Origin of the sequence: Klebsiella sp. CTHL.F3a (assembly GCF_019890895.1) — a bacterium.
In the GTDB taxonomy this organism is placed as follows: Bacteria; Pseudomonadota; Gammaproteobacteria; order Enterobacterales; family Enterobacteriaceae; genus Klebsiella; species Klebsiella grimontii.
On the sequence record NZ_CP082360.1, the window covers coordinates 600,660 to 625,278 of the forward strand.

The 24,619-nt window shown below is 53.9% G+C and carries 24 protein-coding genes and 1 tRNA gene; 14 read left to right on the forward strand and 11 right to left on the reverse strand.

All coding sequences use genetic code 11. The annotated features are described in order from the left end of the window. Positions 1-91: 91 nt before the first annotated feature. The gene (locus tag K7H21_RS02870) at positions 92-721 is read right to left on the reverse strand and encodes a winged helix-turn-helix transcriptional regulator (protein ID WP_004125663.1); all 630 of its coding nucleotides are present in this window, start codon (positions 719-721) and stop codon (positions 92-94) included. 165 nt (positions 722-886) lie between these two features. Next, the gene (gene argG, locus K7H21_RS02875) at positions 887-2,230 is read right to left on the reverse strand and encodes an argininosuccinate synthase (RefSeq protein ID WP_004125661.1); all 1,344 of its coding nucleotides are present in this window, start codon (positions 2,228-2,230) and stop codon (positions 887-889) included. 308 nt (positions 2,231-2,538) lie between these two features. Between argG and K7H21_RS02880 the strand changes: the two genes are divergently transcribed. The 14 genes from K7H21_RS02880 to K7H21_RS02945 all read left to right on the forward strand — a co-directional run bounded on the left by K7H21_RS02880 (position 2,539) and on the right by K7H21_RS02945 (position 18,504). Beyond that, a tRNA-Met gene (locus K7H21_RS02880) sits at positions 2,539-2,615 on the forward strand. A 206-nt stretch (positions 2,616-2,821) separates the two neighbouring features. Then, positions 2,822-3,274 (forward strand): ribosome maturation factor RimP, encoded by a 453-nt coding sequence (gene rimP, locus K7H21_RS02885; RefSeq protein WP_004125659.1) that lies wholly within the window; start codon positions 2,822-2,824, stop codon positions 3,272-3,274. A 27-nt stretch (positions 3,275-3,301) separates the two neighbouring features. Then, positions 3,302-4,789 (forward strand): transcription termination factor NusA, encoded by a 1,488-nt coding sequence (gene nusA, locus K7H21_RS02890; protein WP_004125657.1) that lies wholly within the window; start codon positions 3,302-3,304, stop codon positions 4,787-4,789. A gap of 24 nt (positions 4,790-4,813) precedes the next feature. Next, positions 4,814-7,504 carry a translation initiation factor IF-2 gene (gene infB / locus K7H21_RS02895; RefSeq protein ID WP_004125655.1) on the forward strand — a complete coding sequence of 897 codons (2,691 nt, stop codon included), beginning with the start codon at positions 4,814-4,816 and terminating at the stop codon, positions 7,502-7,504. A 91-nt stretch (positions 7,505-7,595) separates the two neighbouring features. Then, on the forward strand, positions 7,596-7,997 hold the full coding sequence (gene rbfA, locus K7H21_RS02900) for a 30S ribosome-binding factor RbfA (protein ID WP_004106092.1): 402 nt from the start codon (positions 7,596-7,598) through the stop codon (positions 7,995-7,997). Beyond that, the gene (truB, locus tag K7H21_RS02905) at positions 7,997-8,941 is read left to right on the forward strand and encodes a tRNA pseudouridine(55) synthase TruB (protein WP_223035554.1); all 945 of its coding nucleotides are present in this window, start codon (positions 7,997-7,999) and stop codon (positions 8,939-8,941) included. Before rbfA ends, truB begins: the two co-directional genes overlap by 1 nt. Positions 8,942-9,088: 147 nt before the next feature. Then, positions 9,089-9,358, forward strand: a complete 270-nt coding sequence (gene rpsO / locus K7H21_RS02910; RefSeq protein ID WP_002918244.1) for a 30S ribosomal protein S15 — start codon at positions 9,089-9,091, stop codon at positions 9,356-9,358. A gap of 241 nt (positions 9,359-9,599) precedes the next feature. Next, the gene (gene pnp, locus K7H21_RS02915) at positions 9,600-11,738 is read left to right on the forward strand and encodes a polyribonucleotide nucleotidyltransferase (RefSeq protein ID WP_223035555.1); all 2,139 of its coding nucleotides are present in this window, start codon (positions 9,600-9,602) and stop codon (positions 11,736-11,738) included. Positions 11,739-11,845: 107 nt separating this feature from the next. Further along, positions 11,846-12,730, forward strand: coding sequence for a lipoprotein NlpI (gene nlpI, locus K7H21_RS02920; protein ID WP_004125647.1), 885 nt, complete (start codon positions 11,846-11,848; stop codon positions 12,728-12,730). A gap of 100 nt (positions 12,731-12,830) precedes the next feature. Continuing rightward, positions 12,831-12,911 (forward strand): protein YrbN, encoded by an 81-nt coding sequence (gene yrbN / locus K7H21_RS02925; RefSeq protein ID WP_085903200.1) that lies wholly within the window; start codon positions 12,831-12,833, stop codon positions 12,909-12,911. Further along, the gene (locus tag K7H21_RS02930) at positions 12,904-14,865 is read left to right on the forward strand and encodes a DEAD/DEAH family ATP-dependent RNA helicase (protein WP_004125646.1); all 1,962 of its coding nucleotides are present in this window, start codon (positions 12,904-12,906) and stop codon (positions 14,863-14,865) included. The genes yrbN and K7H21_RS02930 overlap by 8 nt, the downstream gene beginning before the upstream one ends. 143 nt (positions 14,866-15,008) lie before the next feature. Then, a complete protein-coding gene (mtr, locus tag K7H21_RS02935) occupies positions 15,009-16,253 on the forward strand; it encodes a tryptophan permease (protein ID WP_223035556.1) in 1,245 nt (414 codons plus the stop codon). 98 nt (positions 16,254-16,351) lie between these two features. Beyond that, a complete protein-coding gene (locus K7H21_RS02940; protein ID WP_223035557.1) occupies positions 16,352-17,308 on the forward strand; it encodes a LysR family transcriptional regulator in 957 nt (318 codons plus the stop codon). 60 nt (positions 17,309-17,368) lie between these two features. Beyond that, positions 17,369-18,504 (forward strand): IS3 family transposase gene (locus K7H21_RS02945; protein ID WP_208431119.1). Its coding sequence is split into 2 segments (ribosomal slippage): positions 17,369-17,615 and positions 17,615-18,504, totalling 1,137 coding nucleotides; the frame shifts between segments, so codons are not numbered across the junction. Between the two features lie 27 nt (positions 18,505-18,531). Here the strand turns inward: K7H21_RS02945 and K7H21_RS02950 are convergent. The 9 genes from K7H21_RS02950 to mdcC all read right to left on the reverse strand — a co-directional run bounded on the left by K7H21_RS02950 (position 18,532) and on the right by mdcC (position 24,618). Next, complete coding sequence (locus K7H21_RS02950; protein ID WP_223035558.1) at positions 18,532-18,960, reverse strand: HutP family protein; 429 nt, start codon at positions 18,958-18,960, stop codon at positions 18,532-18,534. 43 nt (positions 18,961-19,003) lie between these two features. Beyond that, positions 19,004-19,774: a malonate transporter subunit MadM gene (madM, locus tag K7H21_RS02955; RefSeq protein WP_195322357.1), complete on the reverse strand. Its 771-nt coding sequence runs from the start codon at positions 19,772-19,774 to the stop codon at positions 19,004-19,006. Then, the gene (madL, locus tag K7H21_RS02960) at positions 19,774-20,169 is read right to left on the reverse strand and encodes a malonate transporter subunit MadL (protein ID WP_223035559.1); all 396 of its coding nucleotides are present in this window, start codon (positions 20,167-20,169) and stop codon (positions 19,774-19,776) included. Before madL ends, madM begins: the two co-directional genes overlap by 1 nt. A gap of 267 nt (positions 20,170-20,436) precedes the next feature. Continuing rightward, positions 20,437-20,655: an acyl-CoA carboxylase biotin carboxyl carrier protein subunit gene (locus K7H21_RS02965; RefSeq protein WP_004125634.1), complete on the reverse strand. Its 219-nt coding sequence runs from the start codon at positions 20,653-20,655 to the stop codon at positions 20,437-20,439. A gap of 31 nt (positions 20,656-20,686) precedes the next feature. Then, complete coding sequence (mdcG, locus tag K7H21_RS02970) at positions 20,687-21,364, reverse strand: malonate decarboxylase holo-[acyl-carrier-protein] synthase (RefSeq protein WP_223035560.1); 678 nt, start codon at positions 21,362-21,364, stop codon at positions 20,687-20,689. Then, entirely contained in the window at positions 21,361-22,464 is a 1,104-nt protein-coding gene (locus K7H21_RS02975) for an acyl carrier protein (RefSeq protein ID WP_195322360.1), read from the reverse strand. Before K7H21_RS02975 ends, mdcG begins: the two co-directional genes overlap by 4 nt. A gap of 18 nt (positions 22,465-22,482) precedes the next feature. Continuing rightward, complete coding sequence (gene mdcE / locus K7H21_RS02980) at positions 22,483-23,364, reverse strand: biotin-independent malonate decarboxylase subunit gamma (protein WP_223035561.1); 882 nt, start codon at positions 23,362-23,364, stop codon at positions 22,483-22,485. Next, positions 23,364-24,293 carry a biotin-independent malonate decarboxylase subunit beta gene (locus K7H21_RS02985; protein WP_049112248.1) on the reverse strand — a complete coding sequence of 310 codons (930 nt, stop codon included), beginning with the start codon at positions 24,291-24,293 and terminating at the stop codon, positions 23,364-23,366. Before K7H21_RS02985 ends, mdcE begins: the two co-directional genes overlap by 1 nt. Beyond that, positions 24,286-24,618: a malonate decarboxylase acyl carrier protein gene (gene mdcC, locus K7H21_RS02990; protein WP_004125618.1), complete on the reverse strand. Its 333-nt coding sequence runs from the start codon at positions 24,616-24,618 to the stop codon at positions 24,286-24,288. Before mdcC ends, K7H21_RS02985 begins: the two co-directional genes overlap by 8 nt. Between the last annotated feature and the right edge of the window lies 1 nt (position 24,619).

Sequence of the window (24,619 nt, forward strand, 5' to 3'; positions counted from 1 at the left end):
CCCAGCATAAAAGTATTTATCGTTCGCCGTTATCGTTTATACGTTTAAATTTAAACGATAGCGGGAGACGACAAAGGAACGGGGGAAGGCGTTAAAATTTCTCAGGCAGGGAGGCGATACTTTGTAAATAACCGCCGCGGGCATACTCGATATAGGCCCCTTTTTTCAAGGCTGATAGCACATTGAGAATGCTGCTACGGGAGAGGTGTGTTCGGTCCTGAATGTATTCCAGAATAGATACCCGCAGCCGGGTTTCCTCTGATAACAGGATCATTTCCATTAAGTGATTGCGAATCACGGAATAAGTACGCTGCTGTAAGACTAGATCGTCACGATACACTAAATAAGAAGTATGATAGGCCAGCAGTCTGGTGACTTCTTCCCACATGCTGTGCTGACTGAATAACTGCATCGCGATGTCGCTGTCAATCCGCAATATCTCTGAGTCAATTTCCGCGCGTAGACCATGGCTACGGCTCGGTTGTAGCATCTCAGCCACGCCAAACAAGTGCGGTTCATACACCGTGACCATCAGTAACCTATCCGATGAACGAAAAATGGATAGCCCGCCTTTCTTGAAAAGATAGAGCTGGATTTTTCCTTTATATTCCCAGCTTAGCCTTTTGCGAGCGACAACATTCAGCGGTGTGGCATGCGGTTCCAGCATGGCCATTAGACGATCGATATGGGCTTGTGGCCTGACGGGAGGCTTAATATTCATCATGATCCTCTCGGAATAACTATAAAGGCGTTCACCAATTATAGGCTGTGATTATTGAAAGTTTCTATATCATCAGTTATAGCAATTAATTGGTTATGTTATTTAGGATTTATTGCGAGAGTAAAAAAGCCGGCGGGTTAAGGCCGGCTGGAACGTTTTTGCGGATTATTTATCGCGATTCTCCAGATTTTCCACCTGCGGTAAACCGGTGGCGGAAGAGGCGGTCAGCAGTCCGGACTGCGCGTAGCCAAACAGCTTATCGCGAGTATCGGTGATATCCAGATTGCGCATCGTCAGCTGGCCGATACGGTCCTCAGCGGAGAACATCGAGTCACCTTTTTCCATCGTCAGACGCTCTGCTTTATAGGTCAGATTATCAGAGACAGTATTCAGAATGGAGTAATCGTTGCCGCGACGCAGTTCTAACGTGACTTCGCCAGTGATTTGACTTGCTACCCAGCGCTGCAGGCCGTCGCGAAGCATCAGCGCCTGGGAATCGAACCAGCGCCCTTGATACAGCAGACGACCCAGTTGACGACCGTGCGCATGGTACTGCTCAATGGTATCTTCGTTATGAATACCGGTCAGCAGACGCTCATAGGCAATATGCAGCAGCGCCATGCCCGGGGCTTCATAAATGCCGCGGCTCTTCGCTTCGATGATACGGTTTTCGATCTGATCGCTCATACCCAGACCATGGCGGCCGCCGATGCGGTTAGCTTCCAGCATCATCTCAACGTCATCGCTAAAGATTTGTCCGTTTAACGCAACCGGGTGGCCTTGTTCAAAGCGAACGGTGACTTCTTCCGCCGGGATTTTGACGCTTTCGTCCCAGAACTTGACGCCCATAATCGGGTTCACAATCTTGACGCTGGAGTTCAGGAACTCAAGATCTTTAGCTTCGTGCGTGGCGCCCAGCATATTGGAGTCGGTTGAGTAGGCTTTTTCAACGGACATTTTATAGTCAAACCCGCAGGAGATCATAAACTCTGACATCTCCTGGCGGCCGCCTAACTCATCGATAAAGTCGCTATCCAGCCAAGGTTTGTAAATTTTCAGCTCAGCGTTGGTCAGCAGGCCGTAACGATAGAAACGTTCGATATCGTTGCCTTTATAGGTACTCCCGTCGCCCCAAATGTTAACACCGTCTTCCTTCATGGCCGCGACCAGCATGGTACCGGTCACTGCGCGGCCCAGCGGAGTGGTATTAAAGTAGGTCAATCCGCCGGTGGTGTTATGAAATGCGCCGCACTGGATCGCGGCGATGCCTTCCGCAACCAGTTGCTTACGGCAGTCGATCAGACGAGCCCCTTCAGCACCATACTCTTTGGCACGACGAGGAATGGCCTCGTAATCGTCTTCGTCTGGCTGTCCCAGATTGGCGGTATATGCATAAGGGACTGCTCCCTTTTTACGCATCCACAGCAGCGCGGCGCTGGTATCCAGCCCACCAGAAAAAGCAATACCAATACGTTGGCCAACCGGGAGATGCTTGAGAATCGTCGTCATAAAATAAAACCCTGCTAGATAGACTGTGGTGAGTTTGACTCAACAATCTTTATTGCATGTTTATGCATTAATTGTGAGTTTTCATTTAATCATTTTTTGCTGGCGACAGGAAGAGGCTGAGCCGCTTTTTGCCAAAAAACCCAGAAATACCAGCATGAACCGAAACCTGGCAATGTGAAATTCATGTTGACAAAATATATGAAGTATCAATACAATTCACTACGATTTTATGTCCCGTCTCTCGGTACCAAATCCCAGCAGTATTTGCGTCTTTTACTCAAAACGAGTAAAATATGCCACGTTTCAGGCGCGGGGTGGAGCAGCCTGGTAGCTCGTCGGGCTCATAACCCGAAGGTCGTCGGTTCAAATCCGGCCCCCGCAACCACTTTCCCATTAAGTACTTTTTCAAATATACTGTGAGGACCGGGTCCTTCGTAGATGAATTTGAAAGAATTCTTCTGGAAAGTGTTCCAGATCGCAGTTGCGATCTCAGGGTTCAGTTATCTAAAGCCCCGATTTATCGGGGTTTTTTGTTATCTGACTTCAGAATAACTGGGCTATATGCCCTTTTTTTATGTCTTGGGGGTGGGTTTGTCCACATTAGAGCAAAAATTAACAGAGATGCTCACTGCGCCAGTTGAAGCGCTTGGCTTTGAGCTGGTCGGCATCGAATTTATTCGCGGTCGCACGTCCACACTGCGCATCTATATTGATAGTGAAGATGGCATCAATGTTGATGATTGTGCTGATGTGAGCCACCAGGTCAGTGCTGTTATGGACGTAGAAGACCCAATTACAGTCGCTTATAACCTGGAAGTTTCTTCCCCTGGTCTCGATCGTCCTATGTTTACCGCCGAGCACTATGAGCGTTTCATTGGCGAAGAAGTTTCGCTGGTTTTGCGTATGGCGGTGCAGAACCGACGCAAATGGCAGGGCCTTATCAAAGCGGTAGACGGTGAGATGATCACGGTAACCGTCGAAGGCAAAGATGAAGTGTTCGCGCTGAGTAACATCCAGAAGGCGAACCTGGTTCCCCACTTTTAACAGTCTGGATTGAGGTGAAAGGCCCCGATGAACAAAGAAATTTTGGCTGTTGTTGAAGCCGTTTCCAACGAAAAGGCGCTGCCGCGTGAGAAAATTTTCGAAGCGTTGGAAAGTGCGCTAGCAACGGCTACCAAGAAAAAATATGAGCAAGAGATCGACGTTCGCGTAGAAATCGATCGTAAAAGCGGTGATTTCGACACATTCCGTCGCTGGCTGGTTGTGGAAGAAGTGACCCAGCCGACGCGCGAAATCACGCTGGAAGCTGCGCGCTACGAAGATGAAAGCATGAATCCTGGCGATTACGTCGAAGACCAGATTGAATCTGTTACCTTTGACCGTATCACTACGCAGACCGCCAAGCAGGTTATCGTACAAAAAGTACGTGAAGCCGAACGCGCGATGGTGGTCGATCAGTTCCGTGAGCACGAAGGTGAAATCATCACGGGCGTAGTGAAGAAAGTGAACCGCGACAACATTACGCTGGATCTGGGCAACAATGCTGAAGCCGTGATCCTGCGCGAAGACATGTTGCCTCGTGAGAACTTCCGTCCGGGTGACCGTATCCGCGGCGTACTGTACGCAGTTCGTCCGGAAGCGCGCGGCGCGCAGCTGTTCGTGACTCGCTCCAAGCCGGAAATGCTGGTTGAACTGTTCCGCATTGAAGTACCGGAAATTGGTGAAGAAGTTCTCGAAATTAAAGCGGCTGCACGCGATCCTGGCTCTCGTGCCAAAATCGCTGTTAAAACTAACGACAAGCGTATCGATCCGGTTGGCGCCTGCGTCGGTATGCGCGGTGCGCGCGTTCAGGCTGTCTCGACTGAACTGGGCGGCGAGCGTATTGATATTGTGCTTTGGGACGATAACCCGGCTCAGTTCGTGATTAATGCCATGGCTCCGGCTGACGTCGCATCTATCGTGGTAGATGAAGACAAGCACACCATGGATATCGCAGTAGAAGCGGGCAACCTGGCGCAGGCCATTGGCCGTAACGGTCAGAACGTACGTCTGGCATCTCAGCTCAGCGGCTGGGAGCTCAACGTCATGACCGTTGACGACCTCCAGGCTAAGCATCAGGCCGAAGCCCATGCAGCGATTGATACCTTCACTAAATATCTTGATATTGATGAAGATTTCGCCACGCTGCTGGTTGAAGAAGGTTTCGCCACTCTGGAAGAACTGGCCTATGTGCCAATGAAGGAACTGCTGGAAATCGACGGTCTGGATGAAGCGACCGTTGAAGCACTTCGTGAGCGGGCGAAAAACGCGCTGACCACGCTGGCGCTGGCCAAAGAAGAGAGCCTGGGAGATAGCAAACCTGCCGACGATCTGTTGAATCTCGAAGGTATGGATCGCGCTCTGGCATTCACCCTGGCCGCCCGTGGTGTTTGTACGCTGGAAGATCTCGCCGAGCAGGGCATTGATGATCTGGCTGATATCGAAGGCTTGACCGACGAGAAAGCCGGAGAACTTATCATGGCCGCTCGTAATATTTGTTGGTTCGGCGACGAAGCGTAATAAACTGTAGCAGGAAGGAACAGCATGACAGATGTGACCATTAAAGCGCTGGCCTCAGAGATTCAGACCTCTGTGGATCGCCTGATACAGCAGTTTGCTGATGCAGGGATCCGCAAATCGGCTGATGATTCTGTGACCGCGCAAGAGAAGCAAACCTTGTTGACGCACCTGAACCGTGAACACGGCTCGGCGCCCGACAAGCTGACGCTGCAGCGCAAAACGCGCAGCACGTTAAATATTCCGGGTACCGGTGGAAAGAGCAAATCGGTACAAATCGAAGTCCGCAAGAAACGCACCTTTGTGAAACGCGATCCGCAAGAGGCCGAACGCCTTGCCGCGGAAGAGCAGGCGCAGCGTGAAGCGGAAGAGCAAGCCCGTCGTGAAGCTGAAGAATCAGCCAAACGCGAGGCGCAATTAAAAGCTGAACGTGAGGCCGCAGAACAAGCGAAACGTGAACTCGCCGATAAAGCGAAACGTGAAGCCGCGGAAAAAGACAAAGTGAGCAATCAACAAACCGACGATATGACCAAAACCGCCCAGGCTGAAAAGCAACGCCGCGAAAACGAAGCTGCGGAGCTCAAGCGCAAATCGGAAGAAGAAGCACGCCGCAAACTTGAAGAAGAAGCGCGCCGTGTAGCGGAAGAAGCACGCCGTATGGCTCAAGAAAATGAAAAGAACTGGACTGAAGCGCCAGAAACTCCTGAAGAGACCACTGACTATCACGTAACGACTTCTCAGCATGCGCGTCAGGCTGAAGACGACAACGATCGTGAAGTTGAAGGCGGTCGTGGCCGTGGACGTAATGCGAAAGCAGCGCGCCCGGCTAAGAAAGGCAACAAACACGCTGAATCGAAAGCCGATCGTGAAGAAGCCCGTGCGGCCGTTCGCGGCGGTAAAGGCGGTAAGCATCGTAAAGGTTCTGCTCTACAGCAAGGCTTCCAGAAGCCGGCTCAGGCGGTTAACCGTGATGTTATCATCGGCGAAACCATCACCGTTGGCGATCTGGCCAACAAGATGGCCGTCAAAGGTTCTCAGGTCATCAAAGCGATGATGAAGCTGGGCGCCATGGCGACGATTAACCAGGTCATCGACCAGGAAACCGCGCAGTTGGTTGCCGAAGAGATGGGCCACAAAGTTATCCTGCGTCGTGAAAACGAGCTGGAAGAAGCGGTAATGAGTGACCGTGACACCGGCGCTGCGGCTGAACCGCGCGCACCGGTTGTGACCATCATGGGTCACGTTGACCACGGTAAAACCTCTCTGCTGGACTACATTCGTTCAACGAAAGTGGCCTCTGGCGAAGCGGGCGGCATTACCCAGCACATCGGTGCGTACCACGTTGAAACCGACAACGGTATGATCACCTTCCTGGATACCCCGGGTCACGCCGCGTTTACTTCTATGCGTGCTCGTGGTGCGCAGGCGACGGATATCGTGGTTCTGGTCGTGGCGGCAGACGACGGCGTGATGCCGCAGACTATCGAAGCTATCCAGCACGCGAAAGCGGCGCAGGTACCTCTGGTCGTTGCGGTGAACAAAATCGATAAGCCGGAAGCGGACCTTGATCGCGTTAAAAACGAGCTCTCTCAGTACGGCGTTATGCCTGAAGAGTGGGGCGGCGAAGCGCAGTTCATCCCTGTATCCGCTAAAGCCGGTACCGGTATTGACGATCTGCTGAATGCTATCCTGCTGCAGGCTGAAGTTCTGGAGCTGAAAGCGGTTCGCAACGGTATGGCGAGCGGCGCGGTGATCGAATCCTTCCTCGATAAAGGTCGTGGTCCGGTTGCAACCGTTCTGGTACGCGAAGGTACGCTGCATAAAGGCGACATCGTCCTGTGCGGTTTCGAATACGGTCGCGTTCGTGCGATGCGTAACGAACTGGGTCTGGAAGTGCTGGAAGCGGGTCCATCCATTCCGGTGGAAATCCTCGGCCTGTCTGGCGTACCGGCTGCTGGCGACGAAGTGACCGTCGTGCGTGACGAGAAGAAAGCGCGTGAAGTTGCGCTGTATCGTCAGGGCAAATTCCGTGAAGTTAAACTGGCTCGTCAGCAGAAATCTAAGCTGGAGAACATGTTCGCCAACATGACCGAAGGCGAAGTTCACGAAGTGAACATCGTCCTCAAGGCGGACGTTCAGGGTTCTGTGGAAGCGATCTCCGACTCCTTGCTGAAACTGTCTACCGACGAAGTGAAAGTGAAGATCATCGGTTCCGGCGTAGGTGGTATTACCGAAACCGACGCAACCCTGGCGGCCGCATCCAACGCGATTCTGGTTGGCTTTAACGTTCGTGCTGATGCATCTGCGCGTAAAGTTATCGACGCGGAAAGCCTGGATCTGCGCTACTACTCCGTCATTTACCATCTGATCGACGAAGTGAAAGCTGCGATGAGCGGCATGCTGTCTCCGGAACTGAAACAGCAGATCATCGGTCTGGCTGAAGTGCGTGATGTGTTCAAATCGCCGAAATTCGGCGCCATCGCGGGCTGTATGGTCACCGAAGGTACGATTAAGCGTCACAACCCAATCCGCGTTCTGCGCGACAACGTGGTTATCTATGAAGGCGAGCTGGAATCCCTGCGCCGCTTCAAAGATGACGTAAACGAAGTCCGTAACGGCATGGAATGTGGTATCGGCGTTAAGAACTACAACGACGTTCGCGTCGGCGATATGATCGAAGTGTTCGAAATCATCGAGATTCAACGTACCATCGATTAATCGTTTAGTAGGCCGGGGAAGCGCAGCGCCACCCGGTTATACAAAATTAAAGGGGGCCGCGTGGCCCCCTTATTTGTCTGGAGAATTTATTATGGCGAAAGAATTTGGTCGCCCGCAGCGCGTGGCCCAGGAGATGCAAAAAGAGATCGCAATCATCCTGCAGCGCGAAATTAAAGACCCGCGTCTGGGCATGATGACGACGGTTTCAGGCGTTGAAATGTCCCGCGACCTGGCCTATGCCAAAGTGTTTGTGACCTTCCTGAACGATAAAGACGAAGCCGCCGTGAAAGCGGGCATCAAGGCTTTGCAGGAAGCGTCTGGTTTTATTCGCTCGCTGCTGGGCAAAGCGATGCGCCTGCGTATCGTGCCGGAACTGACGTTTTTCTACGATAATTCGTTAGTCGAAGGGATGCGCATGTCGAATCTGGTGACCAGCGTGGTGAAACATGACGATGAGCGTCGTGTGAACCCGGACGACAGCAAGGAGGACTAATGAGTCGTCCTCGTCGTCGCGGCCGCGATGTGCACGGCGTTCTGTTGCTGGATAAACCGCAAGGCGCATCCAGCAATGACGTGTTGCAGAAAGTCAAACGGCTTTATAATGCCAACCGGGCAGGGCACACGGGGGCGCTGGATCCGCTGGCGACCGGTATGCTGCCGATTTGCCTCGGGGAAGCGACAAAGTTTTCCCAGTATCTGCTCGATTCTGACAAGCGCTACCGCGTGATTGCAAAGCTCGGACAGCGCACCGATACCTCTGATGCCGATGGCCAGGTGGTGGAAGAGCGTCCGCTGACTTTTAGCCCAGAGCAGCTGGCAGCCGCGCTTGACGGCTTCCGCGGCGAAACTCAGCAGATACCCTCGATGTATTCGGCGCTGAAATACCAGGGGAAAAAGCTGTACGAATATGCCCGACAGGGGATTGAAGTACCGCGTGAATCCCGGCCGATTACGGTATACGAACTGCTATTTATTCGTCATGAGGGTAGCGAGCTTGAGCTGGAAATCCACTGCTCGAAAGGCACCTACATTCGCACGATTATTGATGATTTAGGCGAGAAACTAGGATGCGGCGCGCACGTCACTTTCCTCCGTCGCCTGGCGGTCAGTAAATATCCTGTCGAACGAATGGTGACGCTGGAGCAGCTGCAGGCGCTGGTCGAACAGGCCAATGCGCAGGATATTCCCGCCGCCCAGCTGCTGGACCCGCTGCTGATGCCGATGGACAGTCCGGCTTCGGATTACCCGTTGATTAATATTCCGGAAACCTCAGCCGTCTACTTTAAATACGGTAACCCGATTCGTACATCGGGCGCGCCGCTGCAGGGACTGGTTCGCGTCACGGAAGGTGCGGAAGAGAAGTTTCTTGGTATGGGGGAAATTGATGATGAAGGCCGCGTTGCGCCTCGTCGTCTGGTGGTTGAATACCCTGCCTGAGCGCTTTCCTTGCGATAAAAGGCTGCTGCGAGTAGAATATCGCCGCTTAACGCTCGCCAAAGTGATTTAACATTTGCGGGCGTTATATCAGGGGTTGCTGAATTAGAGATCGGCACCCTTTCTTTCTTTTAATTTTGGAGTTCGAAAATGTCTCTAAGCGTTGAAGCTAAAGCAAAAATCGTTTCTGAGTTCGGTCGTGGCGAAAACGACAGTGGTTCTACTGAAGTTCAGGTTGCACTGCTGACTGCACAGATCAACCACCTGCAGGGTCACTTTGCAGAGCACAAAAAAGATCACCACAGCCGTCGTGGTCTGCTGCGCATGGTTTCTCAGCGTCGTAAACTGCTCGACTACCTGAAACGTAAAGATGTTGCACGTTACTCTGCGCTGATCGAGCGTCTGGGTCTGCGTCGCTAATTCTGCGAGTTTCAGAAGAAGGGGCCTCACGGCCCCTTTTTTCGACCGGGCGGCAGCAATTCATTAAAAACTCATGTATTGTTGCTATTAATGATCTTCATGCAGAGGTTCGCGCGGCTAATGAGAGGCTTGACTCGCAGGGGCGGGTAAAGGTTGTCATTAGTCGCGAGGATGCAGAAGATCGGGTCATACGATGTCTTATCGTGGATTTGACATCATCTATAGATATAAGGATAGAATTTTGCTTAATCCGATCGTTCGTAAATTCCAGTACGGCCAACATACCGTAACCCTGGAGACCGGCATGATGGCGCGCCAGGCAACTGCCGCCGTTATGGTTAGCATGGATGACACCGCGGTATTCGTTACCGTTGTGGGCCAGAAAAAAGCGAAACCAGGCCAGGATTTCTTCCCGCTGACCGTTAACTATCAAGAGCGTACCTACGCTGCAGGTAAAATCCCGGGTGGTTTCTTCCGTCGTGAAGGCCGTCCGAGCGAAGGCGAAACCCTGATCGCGCGTCTGATTGACCGTCCGGTTCGCCCGCTGTTCCCGGAAGGTTTTGTCAACGAAGTTCAGGTTATTGCGACCGTGGTTTCCGTTAACCCGCAGGTTAACCCGGATATCGTCGCGATGATTGGTGCTTCCGCAGCCCTGTCCCTGTCTGGTATTCCGTTCAACGGCCCAATTGGCGCCGCTCGCGTTGGTTATATTAATGACCAGTACGTGCTGAACCCGACCCAGGAAGAGCTGAAGTCCAGCAAACTGGATCTGGTTGTTGCAGGCACCGAAGCCGCAGTACTGATGGTTGAATCCGAAGCTGAACTGCTGAGCGAAGACCAGATGCTGGGCGCGGTTGTGTTTGGTCACGACCAGCAGCAGGTTGTTATTCAGAACATCAACGACCTGGTGAAAGAAGCCGGTAAACCGCGTTGGGACTGGCAGCCGGAAGTGGTTGATGCGGCGCTGAACGCGTGCGTTGCCGCGCTGGCTGAATCTCGCCTGAGCGATGCTTACCGTATCACCGACAAACAAGAGCGTTATGCTCAGGTTGACGTGATCAAATCTGAAACTATCGCAACCCTGGTTGCGGAAGATGAATCCCTGGACGCTAACGAACTGGGTGAAATCCTGCACGCAATCGAGAAAAACGTGGTTCGTAGCCGCGTACTGGCCGGTGAGCCGCGTATCGATGGTCGTGAAAAAGATATGATTCGTGGTCTGGACGTTCGTACCGGCGTTCTGCCGCGTACCCACGGTTCCGCACTGTTTACCCGTGGCGAAACTCAGGCGCTGGTTACCGCGACGCTGGGTACCGCACGTGATGCGCAGAACATCGATGAGCTGATGGGCGAGCGCACGGATTCCTTCCTGTTCCACTATAACTTCCCTCCGTACTCCGTAGGCGAAACGGGAATGGTTGGTTCTCCGAAGCGTCGTGAAATCGGTCACGGTCGTCTGGCTAAACGCGGCGTCCTGGCCGTTATGCCGACTATCGAAGAGTTCCCGTATACCGTTCGCGTGGTTTCTGAAATCACCGAATCTAACGGATCCTCCTCCATGGCTTCCGTCTGTGGCGCTTCTCTGGCGCTGATGGACGCAGGCGTGCCGGTGAAAGCCGCCGTTGCGGGTATCGCAATGGGTCTGGTGAAGGAAGGCGACAACTTCGTCGTACTGTCTGACATTCTGGGCGATGAAGATCACCTGGGCGATATGGACTTCAAAGTAGCGGGTTCCCGCGAAGGTATCTCTGCTCTGCAGATGGATATCAAAATTGAAGGTATCACCAAAGAGATCATGCAGGTTGCTCTGAACCAGGCTAAAGGTGCGCGTCTGCACATCCTGGGCGTGATGGAACAGGCGATTAACGCGCCGCGCGGCGATATCTCTGAATTCGCACCGCGTATCCACACGATCAAAATCAGCCCGGACAAAATTAAAGACGTCATCGGTAAGGGCGGTTCCGTTATTCGTGCGCTGACCGAAGAAACCGGCACCACTATCGAAATCGAAGACGACGGTACCGTGAAGATCGCGGCAACCGACGGCGACAAAGCGCAGCACGCGATTCGTCGTATCGAAGAGATCACCGCTGAGATCGAAGTTGGCCGTATCTATAACGGTAAAGTGACCCGCATCGTTGACTTTGGTGCGTTTGTTGCCATTGGCGGCGGTAAAGAAGGTCTGGTCCACATCTCTCAAATCGCCGACAAGCGCGTTGAGAAAGTGACCGACTATCTGCAGATGGGTCAGGAAGTGCCGGTTAAGGTACTGGAAGTTGACCGTCAGGGCCGTGTCCGTCTGAGCATCAAAGAAGCAACTGAACAAACTCAGCCTGCGGCTGCGCCGGAAGCTCCGGCTGCCGAACAGCAGGGCGAGTAAGGTTGCCGTTTGCCCTCCGCATAGCGGAGGGCGCATTACGGGCAGGACGCCCTGTTTGCAGCCGGGGAACTGGACGTTCATCCAATCGTTGTCTTCGGGAGTGGGAAATGAAGCCTTTTTTGCGCTGGTGTTTCGTGGCGACAGCTCTCACGCTGGCAGGATGCAGCAACTCTGCCTGGCGTAAGGACGCAGTCCTCGCGGTGCCATTGCAACCGACTTTGCAGCAAGAAGTGATTCTGGCGCGCATGGAACAAATTCTTGCCAGTCGGGCTTTAACCGATGACGAACGCGCACAGCTTTTATATGAGCGCGGAGTGTTGTATGATAGTCTCGGTCTGAGGGCATTAGCGCGAAATGATTTTTCACAAGCGCTGGCAATCCGACCGGATATGCCTGAAGTATTCAACTACTTAGGCATTTATTTAACGCAGGCAGGCAATTTTGATGCTGCCTATGAAGCGTTTGATTCTGTACTTGAGCTTGATCCAACTTACAACTACGCGCACTTAAATCGCGGCATCGCCCTGTATTACGGCGGTCGTGCTAAGTTAGCGCAAGATGATCTGCTGGCGTTTTATCAAGACGATCCCAATGATCCTTTCCGAAGCCTGTGGCTTTATCTCGCTGAGCGTCAGCTCAATGAGAAGCAGGCGCTTGAAGCACTGAGACAGCGCTTAGACAAGTCGGATAAAGAACAATGGGGATGGAACATTGTCGGGTTCTACCTTGGCGACATTAGCGAAAAAGAGCTAATGACCCGCCTGAAGGCAGACGCAACGGATAACACCTCGCTCGCTGAGCATCTCAGTGAAACCAACTTCTATTTAGGTAAGTACTACCTAAGTCTGGGGGACAAGGACAGCGCTACGGCACTGTTCAAACTGGCGGTCGCAAACAACGTTCATAACTACGTTGAGCACCGATACGCATTGTTGGAATTATCGCTCTTGGGCCAGGAGCAAGATGACCTGGCAGAATCGGACCAGCAATAGCTGACGAACACATCAGCCCTTTTTTGATTGCCATCACCTTTGCGGGTGAGGGCGTTGTTGTTCGTTAATACACCTACTTTGAGCCGGTTCACACTTTTCAATGAAAATTACCGTAAATTTTCACGATGAGTTATGTAGACTGGCCGCCATTAATTTTGAGGCACACGTACTACATGGCTGAATTCGAAACCACTTTTGCAGATCTGGGCCTGAAGGCTCCCATCCTTGAAGCGCTTAACGATCTGGGTTACGAAAAACCATCTCCGATCCAGGCTGAGTGCATTCCGCATCTGCTGGGCGGCCGCGACGTTCTGGGTATGGCCCAGACGGGTAGCGGTAAAACCGCAGCGTTCTCTTTACCGCTGCTGAACAACATTGATCCTGAGCTGAGAGCACCGCAGATTCTGGTGCTGGCGCCGACCCGCGAACTGGCGGTACAGGTTGCTGAAGCAATGACGGAATTTTCTAAACATATGCGCGGCGTAAACGTGGTTGCCCTCTACGGCGGCCAGCGTTATGACGTGCAGCTGCGCGCGCTGCGTCAGGGACCGCAAATTGTTGTCGGTACCCCGGGTCGTCTGCTGGACCACCTGAAACGCGGTACGCTGGATCTCTCTAAGCTGAGCGGTCTGGTTCTGGATGAAGCTGACGAAATGCTGCGCATGGGCTTCATCGAAGACGTAGAAACGATTATGGCGCAGATCCCGGAAGGTCATCAGACCGCTCTGTTCTCCGCTACCATGCCGGAAGCGATTCGTCGTATTACCCGCCGCTTTATGAAAGAGCCGCAGGAAGTGCGCATCCAGTCGAGCGTAACGACTCGCCCGGACATCAGCCAGAGCTACTGGACTGCTTACGGTATGCGTAAAAACGAAGCGCTGGTGCGTTTCCTGGAAGCGGAAGATTTTGATGCGGCGATTATCTTCGTTCGTACCAAAAACGCGACCCTGGAAGTTGCCGAAGCGCTGGAGCGTAGCGGCTATAGCAGCGCTGCGCTGAATGGCGACATGAACCAGTCCCTGCGTGAGCAGACCCTGGAGCGTCTGAAAGACGGTCGTCTGGATATCCTGATTGCGACCGACGTTGCGGCCCGTGGCCTGGACGTTGAGCGTATCAGCCTGGTGGTTAACTACGATATCCCGATGGATTCTGAGTCTTACGTTCACCGTATCGGCCGTACCGGTCGTGCGGGTCGTGCTGGCCGCGCGCTGCTGTTCGTTGAGAACCGCGAGCGTCGTCTGCTGCGCAACATCGAACGCACGATGAAGCTGACCATTCCGGAAGTTGAACTGCCGAACGCAGAACTGCTGGGCAAACGTCGCCTGGAAAAATTTGCCGCGAAAGTTCAGCAGCAGCTGGAAAGCAGCGATCTGGATCAGTACCGTGCGCTGCTGGCGAAAATCCAGCCGTCTGCCGAAGGTGAAGAGCTGGACGTGGAAACGCTGGCCGCAGCGCTGCTGAAAATGGCTCAGGGCGAACGTCCGCTGATCCTGCCGCCGGATGCGCCTATGCGTCCTAAGCGCGAGTTCCGCGACCGTGACGATCGTTTTGAGCGTCGTGGCGACCGTAACGACCGTGGCCCGCGCGGCGATCGTCCTGAACGCAGCGGCGAAGATCGTCCTAAGCGTGAACGTCGTGACGTTGGCGATATGGAACTGTACCGGATTGAAGTGGGCCGTGATGACGGTGTTGAAGTTCGTCATATCGTTGGCGCAATCGCCAACGAAGGCGACATCAGCAGCCGTTACATCGGTAACATCAAACTGTTTGGTTCTCACTCCACCATCGAACTGCCGAAAGGTATGCCGGGCGAAGTGCTGCAGCACTTTACTCGTACCCGCATCCTGAACAAGCCGATGAACATGCAGCTGCTGGGTGATGCTCAGCCGCGTCCTGAGCGCAGCGGCGAACGTCGTGGCGGCGGAGAGCGTCGTGAAGGCGGTCGTAGCTTCGGCGGCGGTGAACGTCGTGAAGGCCGTGGTTTTGGCGGCGAGCGTCGCGAAGGCGGTCGTAGTGAAGGTCGTCGTTTCAGCGGCGAACGTCGTGAAGGCGGCCGCGCGCCGCGCCGCGATGATGCTTCAGCTCCGCGTCGCGATGACTCCGCAGGTCGTCGTCGTTTCGGTGGCGATGCATAATTAGCGTTTCCGCTAACGTAAAGTAAACGATACAGCCCCGATCTCAACGATTGGGGCTTTTTTTATTTTCTTTGTACTCGTGTACTGGTACAGTGCGTCACGTTGATAACAACAAAAGTATTTTCGACTGGAGATTTCGGCAAATGGCGACACTTACCACTACGGCAACCCGACCGTCCTTGTTTGGCGGCGTAGTGATTATTGGCGGGACGATTATTGGGGCGGGTATGTTCTCACTGCCGGTTGTGATGTCCGGCGCGTGGTTCTTCTGGTCTCTGGCTGCGCTGGTTTTTACCTGGTTTTGTATGCTTCACTCCGGGTTAATGATCCTCGAAGCGAACCTGAATTACCGGATTGGCTCGAGCTTCGATACCATTACGAAAGATCTGCTCGGCAAAGGCTGGAATCTGCTTAACGGCGTGTCGATCGCCTTTGTACTTTATATTCTGACTTACGCCTATATCTCTGCCAGCGGCTCGATCCTGCACCATACGTTTAGCGAAATGTCGCTGAACATACCGGCAAGGGCGGCAGGTTTTGGTTTTGCCCTGCTGTTGGCGTTTATTGTCTGGCTGAGTACCAAAGCGGTGAGCCGCATGACGGCCATTGTGCTGGGAGCTAAGGTCATTACCTTCTTTCTGACCTTTGGCAGCCTGTTGGGACACGTCCAGCCGAGCACCCTGTTTAACGTGGCTGAACAAAATGCCTCGTATATGCCCTATCTGCTGATGACGCTGCCGTTCTGCCTCGCGTCCTTCGGTTATCACGGCAACGTGCCGAGTCTGATGAAGTACTACGGTAAGGATCCGCGCACTATCGTTAAATGCCTGGTTTACGGCACGCTGCTGGCGCTGGGTCTGTACGTGGTGTGGCTGCTGGTGACGATGGGCAATATCCCTCGTCCGGAGTTTATCGGTATCGCGCAGAAGGGAGGCAATATTGATGTCCTGGTCCAGGCGCTCAGCGGGGTACTGAATAGCCGGAGTCTGGATCTGCTGTTAGTGATCTTCTCAAACTTTGCCGTAGCCAGCTCATTCCTTGGCGTGACGCTCGGCCTGTTTGATTATCTGGCGGATCTGTTCGGGTTCGACGACTCCGCGCTGGGACGCTTTAAAACTGCGATTCTCACCTTTTTCCCGCCAATGGTGGGCGGCCTGCTGTGGCCGAACGGGTTCCTCTACGCGATCGGTTATGCGGGTCTGGCAGCGACCATCTGGGCGGCAATCGTACCAGCGCTGCTGGCTCGCGCATCGCGTAAACGTTTTGGTAGCCCATTGTTTCGCGTTTGGGGCGGAAAGCCGATGATTGCTTTGGTCCTGCTGTTTGGTCTGGGTAACGTGATTGTGCATTTCCTGTCGAGCTTTAATGTATTACCCACCTATCAATAATTGAATTTTCCGCTGAGCCAGATTTAACGATCTGGCTCAAAAAATATTTTCTTTATTTCTCTTACTATAAATATTGTCTTGAATAAGGGAATATTTATATGCTGAATAACGATATTACTCTGCGGAAGCTCGAGATTTTCCTTAGCTATATGGAGTCGATGAACATATCAAAAACTGCAGAGCTAATGAACATTTCATCCGTTAGCGTTCATCGCGCGCTTCATTCGCTGGAAGATAATTTACGCTGTCCTTTGTTTACCCATAATGGCCGCAATCTTTATCCTTTACCTGGCGCATGGGTTATGCAAAAGGAAGCGCGGGAAGTCATTAATGCATTGGAACGCTGTATTTATCTTACTCGCAAGGCTTCGGGGTACCATTCTCAGGTTTTACGGTTAGGGCTACTTTATTCGTTAGTGTTAAAAACTGCACCGCAAATTGTTCAGGGTTTGAAAAAACGCTGCCCGGAACTGACCATTGAATTTATCATGAATTCTAATAAAAAATTATTAGAAGCGCTTAATGAAGAGAAGATTGATGCGGTTCTGATATCGACTCCCGATGATTACAACATCCAGTTATTTGAGACATGGACCATATTCTCTGATTCCATCTACCTTGCGGTTCCGGTAACCGAAGCGGATAGCTTATCGACCCCCGTAGATTTACGGCATCTGCAAAATAAAAAGTTTATTGCCTTGAGCGAAGGCTTCGCGACCTGGAGAGGATTTCAGGAGGCCTTTCAGATTGCTGGATTTACGCCCGACATCACCGTCCGGGTACATGATGTTTTTTCACTGATGAGTATGGTGAACGCCGGCATGGGCTATACCTTAATCCCGGGGCGGATGAGCGGCCTGTTTAGTAACGGCATTCGTCTGCTGCCGCTGCAGGAGCCCTATAGAATGGAACAGGAAATTTCGCTGGTTTTCCCACGTAGTCAGGAAAATCATCCGGGTCTGCTGTCTTTGCTAGCCGAGTGCCGTATGTACGCCAGACAGCTTATGATGGAGAAATGGACTGACCCCGCCCCGGTAGACGATCCTGCCCTATAGTTGGACTGACCCCGCCCCGGTAGACGATCCTGCCCTATAGTTTGAGCATAGGAGGAGCGTATGGGCACACCACGATTTACACCTGAATTTAAGGAAGAAGCCGTCCGTCAGATAACGGAACGCGGTTATTCCGTCGCCGAAGTTTCTGACCGGCTGGGCGTTTCAGCACACAGTCTCTATAAGTGGTTACGGGCTATTAAACCCGATAACAGCGAGCAGCATGCCCGTGATTTACTGGAAGCGAAAAGCGAGATCCTGAAGCTCAGGGCCCAACTGAAGCGCACTGAGGAAGAACGGGACATACTGAAAAAGGCCGCGCGGTACTTTGCAAGGGAGCCCGACTGAAGTACCGCTTTATCAATGAGCACCGCTCTGTATGGGGTGTCATGACGATGTGTCGGGTGTTGTGCGTTGCCCGGGCCGGGTTTTATGCGTGGCTGCATAACCCGGTCTCCGCGCGGGATAAAGATAACCAGCGTCTGCTGACGCTTATCCGTGACTCCTATTCACTGAGCGGAGGCGTATACGGTTACCGCCGGGTTCATGGCGACCTGAACGAAATCGGGGAAATCTGCGGTAAAAACCGGGTGGGCCGCATTATGCAACTGAACCGGATTAAAGCCGTGCGCGGCTATAAAGCTCCGCGTCGTATCGCTGGCCGACCTTCAGTGGTTGCGCCTAATCGTGTGCAGCGGCAGTTTACCGTTGTCCGGGCCAATCAGGTCTGGGTCACCGATATTACTTATATCCGCACCTGGCAGGGCTGGCTGTATCTGGCGGTGGTTATCGATCTCTTCGCCCGTAATGTGGTCGGTTGGTCGATGAAACCCACTCTCTCACGCGAACTGGCGCTCGACGCGCTGATGATGGCCGTGTGGCGTCGAAAACCGGACGGCGAGGTTATCGTACATAGCGATCAGGGCAGCCAGTACGGTAGTGACGACTGGCAGCGCTTCTGCCGGGCCAATAACCTGGCGCCGAGCATGAGCAGGCGTGGCAACTGCTGGGATAATGCGGTGGCCGAATCGTTCTTCAGTTCGCTGAAAAAAGAACGGATCAGAAAACGCATATATAAAACCAGGGATCTGGCCCGGGCGGATATCTTCGATTACATTGAAGTGTTCTACAACCGGACCCGGCGTCACAGCCACCTCGGCGGCGTCAGTCCGGAGGCCTTTGAACAGGCCTCGTCGTGAGGACAGGAAATGTCTACTGTTGTGGGGTCAGTCCAAAAAGCGAGACAGAGAAAACCCCATAAGCTCATGACTCAATCGCTGATAGACCACGCTTTCGCCGTAGATAGCGACGGCAAGCCACTTTGGATTACTGACTAAGGCTATCTTGATTCTCATCCGGTCGCCGTTGATGCTGTTTGCTAAAGCATGGGTCAGTGCCTGGTGGCTGACCTGGCATAACGTAAAAATGGCCGACTCCTGGCGCGTAATTATCTGATGCTTAAACGCGCAGCCGATGATACAGCGCTGTAGCTTATTTTTTAATTCATCCGACGTCCCGGTCATAAAAACAAAACCCACCTTATGTTCGGGCTTATCCGCTAACAGCTTCTGGCGAAAATTATCTTCGTCTTCTTGCGTACAAAGTGAGGCCAGAAGCGCGATTTGCCCTGGTTTCATGCGCTGAAATGAATACATTGAACATCCCTTGCGCCTGCTGCATAACAGCAGGCGATCGTCATTAAAAGAAGGGGGTTAAAGAGAGATAGAGGGCCGAAGGGGCCAGCAGACAGCCAAGGCCGGTATAAAAGGTTGCCGTCATTGCGCCATAGGGAACGAGTTTCGGATCCGTGGCCGCCAGACCCGCGGCGACCCCGCTGGTGGAACCCATTAGCCCGCCGTAGACTATAGCGGCGGCAGGCGAGTTCAGGCCTGCGGCTTTCGCTACCAGCGGCGTTAAGATCATGACGGCAATAGACTTAATCACGCCAGCGGCGATGCTCAGCGCGATAACATCCGAGCTTGCGCCAAGCGCTGCGCCGGTTACCGGGCCGACGATAAAGGTTACGGCCCCCGCGCCAATGGTCGCCATGCTGATGGCGTCGGTATAGCCAAAAGCCCAGGCGACAATTGCTCCGAGATAAAAAGAGAGCACCGTCGAGATAACCAGCGCCAGCGCGCCGGCCATACCGGCTTTTTTCAGCTCTTCAAGCTTGACGCCGAAGGCGGTGGAAATGATGGCGAAATCGCGGAACATACCGCCGCCCATCAGCGCAATACCGCTGAACAGGCTGATATCGGCCAGACCTTTTTTACCGCCGGTCAATTCCCCGCCAAGCCAGGCCAGCAGCAATCCGGCGACGATGGCAATAGCTGAGCTGTGTATCTTGCCGCGAAGCAGATGTGTTGAGATCCCGCTTGCGGCCCAGCATACGATACCCACCACGACAAAAGCGGTAATCAAACCGTTGCTGGTGAAGCTACCGGTTAAAATCTTTGTCAGCTGTTCCATTACTTACACTCCTCGCTAACGGTGGAGCTTTCCTGATGGCCGTGACCGCCGATTTTGCTCAAAGGTTTAATCAGCAGAAAACCAATAAAAACGGCGCCAACGCCGGCAATCAATGCGACCGGACCGCCTTTAAGGGCGGCGATAACGTTCTGGTTTGCCGACATGGCGACGACAATCGGGATATACATTGCATTCCAGAAACCTACTCCCTGTTCTGCAGGCTTTGAGAGCAATCCTTTATCCACTAATTTTTGTGACACGATAACTAAAAACAGCATCGCGAAGCCGATGCCGCCGATATTGGCGGAAATACCCAACGCCAGGCCAAGAAGATCGCCAACGATTAGCCCGGCGAACATGCACAGTCCCATTAACATCAATCCGTAAATAATCATGATGTTTCTCTTTGTCTATCCATACTAAAAGCGAATTACACAAAGCGGGTTGATAATGCCCGCGTTGGAGAAATGACAAAAAATAAATCAGCGGCTTTTAGCATAGCGCGTTTTTATTTGCGGACATTCGTAAGAACACAGGTTTGCTCAGTCACTATGATTTATCATATCAGCAAGCAAAATGCTTACTGATATGACATTAACATAGAAATAATCTCACAATAGAATGTCGCATTGTTTTTTTAATTAAATGCGTGTTAACTCACTTTACTCTGCAATAATTTCAAATAACACCATGCCTGGGTTGACGCGGTCTCCGGTATTGAGCGCCAGAGTTTTTATTATACCCGCCTCCGGCGAGGCGACCGGCATTTTCATTTTCATGGCTTCGAGCACAATCACCACCTGGCCTTTTTCAATTTTATCTCCGGCAGAGGCTTTTACTTCATCGACCACACCCGGAACTTTTGATTTAACTTCAGACATATTAGATTCCTTTTTGATATATTAAACAGAGTTATGTTCTCATTGCTGCCGTGACCTGCAGTCGCGATCTTAATTGAACATCATTCTCACCTTTAGCCAGCAGAGTTGCGCTTCCGCTGAACCACTCTTTGATATTGATTGCGTATCCATCAGCTAAACTAATCTCGCCATCAATACGTAACTGAAATTGCTCTTCGGTATGACGTAAACAGGCCCAGCATGCGTTGAGTTCGCCTGGCGCGGTGGGAATAACGCGAATATCCAGATCTGAGTGGGTATCGCTCCACTGCCACGGCGTGACCATTTCCAGCGCCACCGAACCCCAGACCCCGAGCCGGAGCCCGTGCCAGCGCCATGCCTGTCGCAAGGCATGGAATGCGCGTATCGCATTAGTACGCTCTGCAATGGAGAGCGATGCCGTTTGCTCTGGCGTTGAGTAACGGGTTATCGCTGATAACGCCGCTTCAGTGGCCAGACGCACTCGCTGACCTTGCCAGCGCAGTGGGAAACAGAACCCAAGGGGAACACGATTCTCACTCCGCAAGCCGCGACGTACGATGCCCGGTAGCGATCCGCTGAGCAGATATTCCCACGTTTGTTGCCGCAGTACGGCAGGAAGGTGGCTGAATTCACACTCCAGCTGCGCCGCGATTTCATTCAGCGCCGAAGGCTCCAGCCAGCACAGGGTATGTCGTTGCAGGGCGGTCATCGCGCTTTACACCAGGCAGGATCGTTTTTCGCCTGCTGCTGTAAATCCCGTTGGGACTGCAGCAGAGCGTCAAACTGGGCCGTTGCCTGCGGACCGATAATATCGATGGGCGCAACGCCTGCGGTACATTCGCCGGGAACCGACTTTGGCCAGAGGCGGATATGGGTGGCCGTGGCCTTGGTTATCAGCTGCGTTGACACGTGGCAAACGCGTCCCTTAATACGCAAAATCGTCCGGGCGGTGCGCTCCACGATCTCCCGATGCCGCGCGGTGGTCGCCATGACCACCATGTCGTATTCCGGCGTGGTGCGCTGGCGCTTCCAGGTCTGGATTTTGCCCTGCGGATTGCAGAGATGTCCGCTGGCGGCGACGGGAAAGCTGTCGCCGGTTGGTAAACCGCCGACGATCGCTTCCCGCCAGTCTCCGCCCTGTGGAGCGGGAACCAGCGAAATATCTTCGCGTAGCGGGATGCCATCAAGCGTCAGCCAGCCGAATTCCTGACAGCCATACATATCGTGCAGTGCATAACCCAGCGAAGCTGCCAGCGGAACCAGCGCTTCATCCAGCGGCGTACCCGCCACGATCAGCGTCAGCTTTTTCGCTAGCCTGTGCTCCAGGCCCATCTTCAGCGCCTGCTCCAGGGTGGCGCGTAAAAAAGAGGACTCACCCACCACCGCGTCCGGCGGCTGCCGGCACAGGGCGATCAGCAGCGCATCCCGGCAGGAGCGGGATAAAAACGACCAGCGAAGGCCGCTCTCATCCAGCGCCTGGCGGGTAAACACGTTGACCAGCGGCGCGTAGGTCACCAGCACCAGCTGCCCTGCGGTTACGCCACATGCTGCCAGCGCTCGCTTTCCGGCGGCGGTGCGCAGCGCCAGTTCGTTGTGCGTGACGCCGACGATATTCTGAAACGCGCTACTGCCGGTGGTAAAGGTCACCAGCGCCAGGTTGAGCGGCGTATGGATCTCTTCAATCACGTGCGCAGCCGTGGGGCCGGCAATGCCTTTATCATCCAGCGTCCGGCACGGCATCTCCTCCAGAGAGGGAATGCCGGGCTGGGCCTCAAGCAGCCATTCAAGCGTGGCGATGGGATCGTTCATTTTGCTCTTCTCCCTGGCTCAGCCGGGCTGATAACGCGCCGCGACGTGCTGGTACTCTTCGCACATTTGCGCCAGAATGACGCCACGCGCTTTTCTGCCGCCTCGCTCTTCGCCGGAGACTCCACGACCTTGTGGGCCAGTCGATGGGATACCCGCTGCCGCTTTTTGCCGGCGCACTTCAGCTATGTGTCGGGCGATGGTCTCTTTCATTGCCGGGATGGTTTTCACCAGCTCTTCAACACCGCCTAGCTGCCAGAAGAACTCTGGTCCCGCCGCAAACACCGGGTTGCTGCGGGCAAGTTCGCTCAGGCGCTCGACGTCCTGACGCGTAATGCGCGCGATGCTGCTGAGCGGCATCACGTGGATCATGGTGCCGAATTCCGAGGTCAGGCTGAGAATATGGTCGGCCTGCAGGCCGTGGCAGAGAAACGCGCCGCTTATTGCGCGACCAATGACCATGGCGACGATCGGGTGCCCTGCATGGCGTGCTTCGGCCAGCGCCAGCTGATATGCGCCGGTGGCCTTATTCATGCCGATAATCTCTTCCAGCTTGCCCGGCCCATTCCCTGGCGTATCGACAATCAGCACCAGCGGACGCTTTTCGGCAGCCGGTTTGTCTTTATCCATCGCCAGCGTACGGTAGACCGCCAGCGCCATTTTATACCCCTCCTCCAGGCCGATAACGCCCGCGTAGACGACGGGGAAGCGGGGGTTGAAGGTCATGGCGTCGTTGGCGATCGTCGTGCAGATTTCGCCGTTAATCCGTGCGCTGCCAACCACCGCGCCGGGGCCGTAGTCGTCGCAGGGGAGATTGAGTCCCGCCAGCGCGTTTTCGGCAAAGCTGCCCTCATCGACAATCAGGTCGATAGCGGCGCGCCCCTGGCCAAGTAAATTTTCCATTATGCTTCCTCCACGGACAGGCGTTGGACATTGCTCAGGAAGGTTTCCAGATCCATATCAACCAGCGATTGCGGCGCTGAATTTCCTGCCGCAGCCCAGACATCGCGCGCATCGACGGGAGCAAGCTCGTTGATTTTTTGCGTCAGCGCCATTTGGGTGCGGACTTTCGCCTCGCTGCCGATCCGGCGCATCGCTTCAATCTCAGACCACGGCAGGTCGGCAATCAGTGAAGCCTGCTGGTGGAAGGCGGCCAGCGAATCGGCAACCAGGTAGTTGCAGTCGCCGACGATATATTTGTGCTTGCCGCCGGTGGTGCGGAACACCAGTGCGCGATCGGAGGCGTCGAATTCGCTTCGGCCCATCTCCTGCTCAATGACTTCCGGGCCGGTAAGTCCGAGACGGCCTGATTCGCTCATGACGATCAGGTCGGTCGCGGCGGCGACAAAGCCCATACCGCCGAAGCAGCCGATCTTGCTGCCGATCAGGGCGACGACCGGTACGCGGCCGCGCAGGGTTTGCAGCATATCCATGCACTCGGCATGCGCCAGCAGCCCGGCGTTGGCCTCGTGCAGGCGTACGCCGCCGGTTTCAAACGAGATAAGCACGATTGGGCGGCGTGCCGGGTCGTGAGTCTGTGCTGCCAGCTTATCCGCCAGCATCAGCGCGCCAACCATCTTTGCGCCGCCAACCTCGCCAACGGAGCCGCCGATAAAACGGCCTTCCTGAGAGATGACGATGGTCGGATGCTGGCCGAGCAGGCCAACTCCGGTGACCATGCCATCATCGAACTCCACGGCTTCGCCCAGTACCGGCAGGTGGGGGCTAATCCATTTTGCCGCCGGGCCGATCAGCTCGGTAAATGTGCCTTTATCCACCAGACCTTTGGCGCGCTCGCGGGCGCTGGCTTCCAGAAAACGCAGATCATTCATAATGGTTTTCTCCCGGCATGGCCTGTTGTAATGCTTGCTGAAGTCGCAGCGCCACGACGGCGGGCGTCGCGCTATTATCGTTAATGCTGACCTGCATATCGCCCAGCGGGCCATTATCGAGAAAACGGGTGAGGACGATTTCCCAGATAGCGTCGAAGCCGGTGACCGGCGTACAAATGCTGATGTCGATTCCGCCTGCCAGGGTTTTCGGTTCCAGTAACACTTCCAGATCGCCGGAACCGACGATGCCGCAGTGCACGGTGCGCGGCAGAGACGGACGGTCGCTTTTGCCGCTGAAATGATGTGATATTTGATGTAGAGCCATT

Coding starts and splice junctions, on each gene's coding strand:
- madL (WP_223035559.1), bottom strand. CDS start 20,169: ATGATTATTTACGGATTGATGTTAATGGGACTGTGCATGTTCGCCGGG.
- truB (WP_223035554.1), top strand. CDS start 7,997: ATGAGTCGTCCTCGTCGTCGCGGCCGCGATGTGCACGGCGTTCTGTTG.
- K7H21_RS02870 (WP_004125663.1), bottom strand. CDS start 721: ATGAATATTAAGCCTCCCGTCAGGCCACAAGCCCATATCGATCGTCTA.
- nusA (WP_004125657.1), top strand. CDS start 3,302: ATGAACAAAGAAATTTTGGCTGTTGTTGAAGCCGTTTCCAACGAAAAG.
- K7H21_RS02965 (WP_004125634.1), bottom strand. CDS start 20,655: ATGTCTGAAGTTAAATCAAAAGTTCCGGGTGTGGTCGATGAAGTAAAA.
- infB (WP_004125655.1), top strand. CDS start 4,814: ATGACAGATGTGACCATTAAAGCGCTGGCCTCAGAGATTCAGACCTCT.
- nlpI (WP_004125647.1), top strand. CDS start 11,846: ATGAAGCCTTTTTTGCGCTGGTGTTTCGTGGCGACAGCTCTCACGCTG.
- mdcG (WP_223035560.1), bottom strand. CDS start 21,364: ATGACCGCCCTGCAACGACATACCCTGTGCTGGCTGGAGCCTTCGGCG.
- mdcC (WP_004125618.1), bottom strand. CDS start 24,618: ATGGCTCTACATCAAATATCACATCATTTCAGCGGCAAAAGCGACCGT.
- rpsO (WP_002918244.1), top strand. CDS start 9,089: ATGTCTCTAAGCGTTGAAGCTAAAGCAAAAATCGTTTCTGAGTTCGGT.
- madM (WP_195322357.1), bottom strand. CDS start 19,774: ATGGAACAGCTGACAAAGATTTTAACCGGTAGCTTCACCAGCAACGGT.
- mtr (WP_223035556.1), top strand. CDS start 15,009: ATGGCGACACTTACCACTACGGCAACCCGACCGTCCTTGTTTGGCGGC.
- mdcE (WP_223035561.1), bottom strand. CDS start 23,364: ATGGAAAATTTACTTGGCCAGGGGCGCGCCGCTATCGACCTGATTGTC.
- argG (WP_004125661.1), bottom strand. CDS start 2,230: ATGACGACGATTCTCAAGCATCTCCCGGTTGGCCAACGTATTGGTATT.
- K7H21_RS02950 (WP_223035558.1), bottom strand. CDS start 18,960: ATGTATTCATTTCAGCGCATGAAACCAGGGCAAATCGCGCTTCTGGCC.
- K7H21_RS02940 (WP_223035557.1), top strand. CDS start 16,352: ATGCTGAATAACGATATTACTCTGCGGAAGCTCGAGATTTTCCTTAGC.
- K7H21_RS02975 (WP_195322360.1), bottom strand. CDS start 22,464: ATGAACGATCCCATCGCCACGCTTGAATGGCTGCTTGAGGCCCAGCCC.
- rbfA (WP_004106092.1), top strand. CDS start 7,596: ATGGCGAAAGAATTTGGTCGCCCGCAGCGCGTGGCCCAGGAGATGCAA.
- K7H21_RS02930 (WP_004125646.1), top strand. CDS start 12,904: ATGGCTGAATTCGAAACCACTTTTGCAGATCTGGGCCTGAAGGCTCCC.
- yrbN (WP_085903200.1), top strand. CDS start 12,831: ATGAAAATTACCGTAAATTTTCACGATGAGTTATGTAGACTGGCCGCC.
- K7H21_RS02985 (WP_049112248.1), bottom strand. CDS start 24,293: ATGAATGATCTGCGTTTTCTGGAAGCCAGCGCCCGCGAGCGCGCCAAA.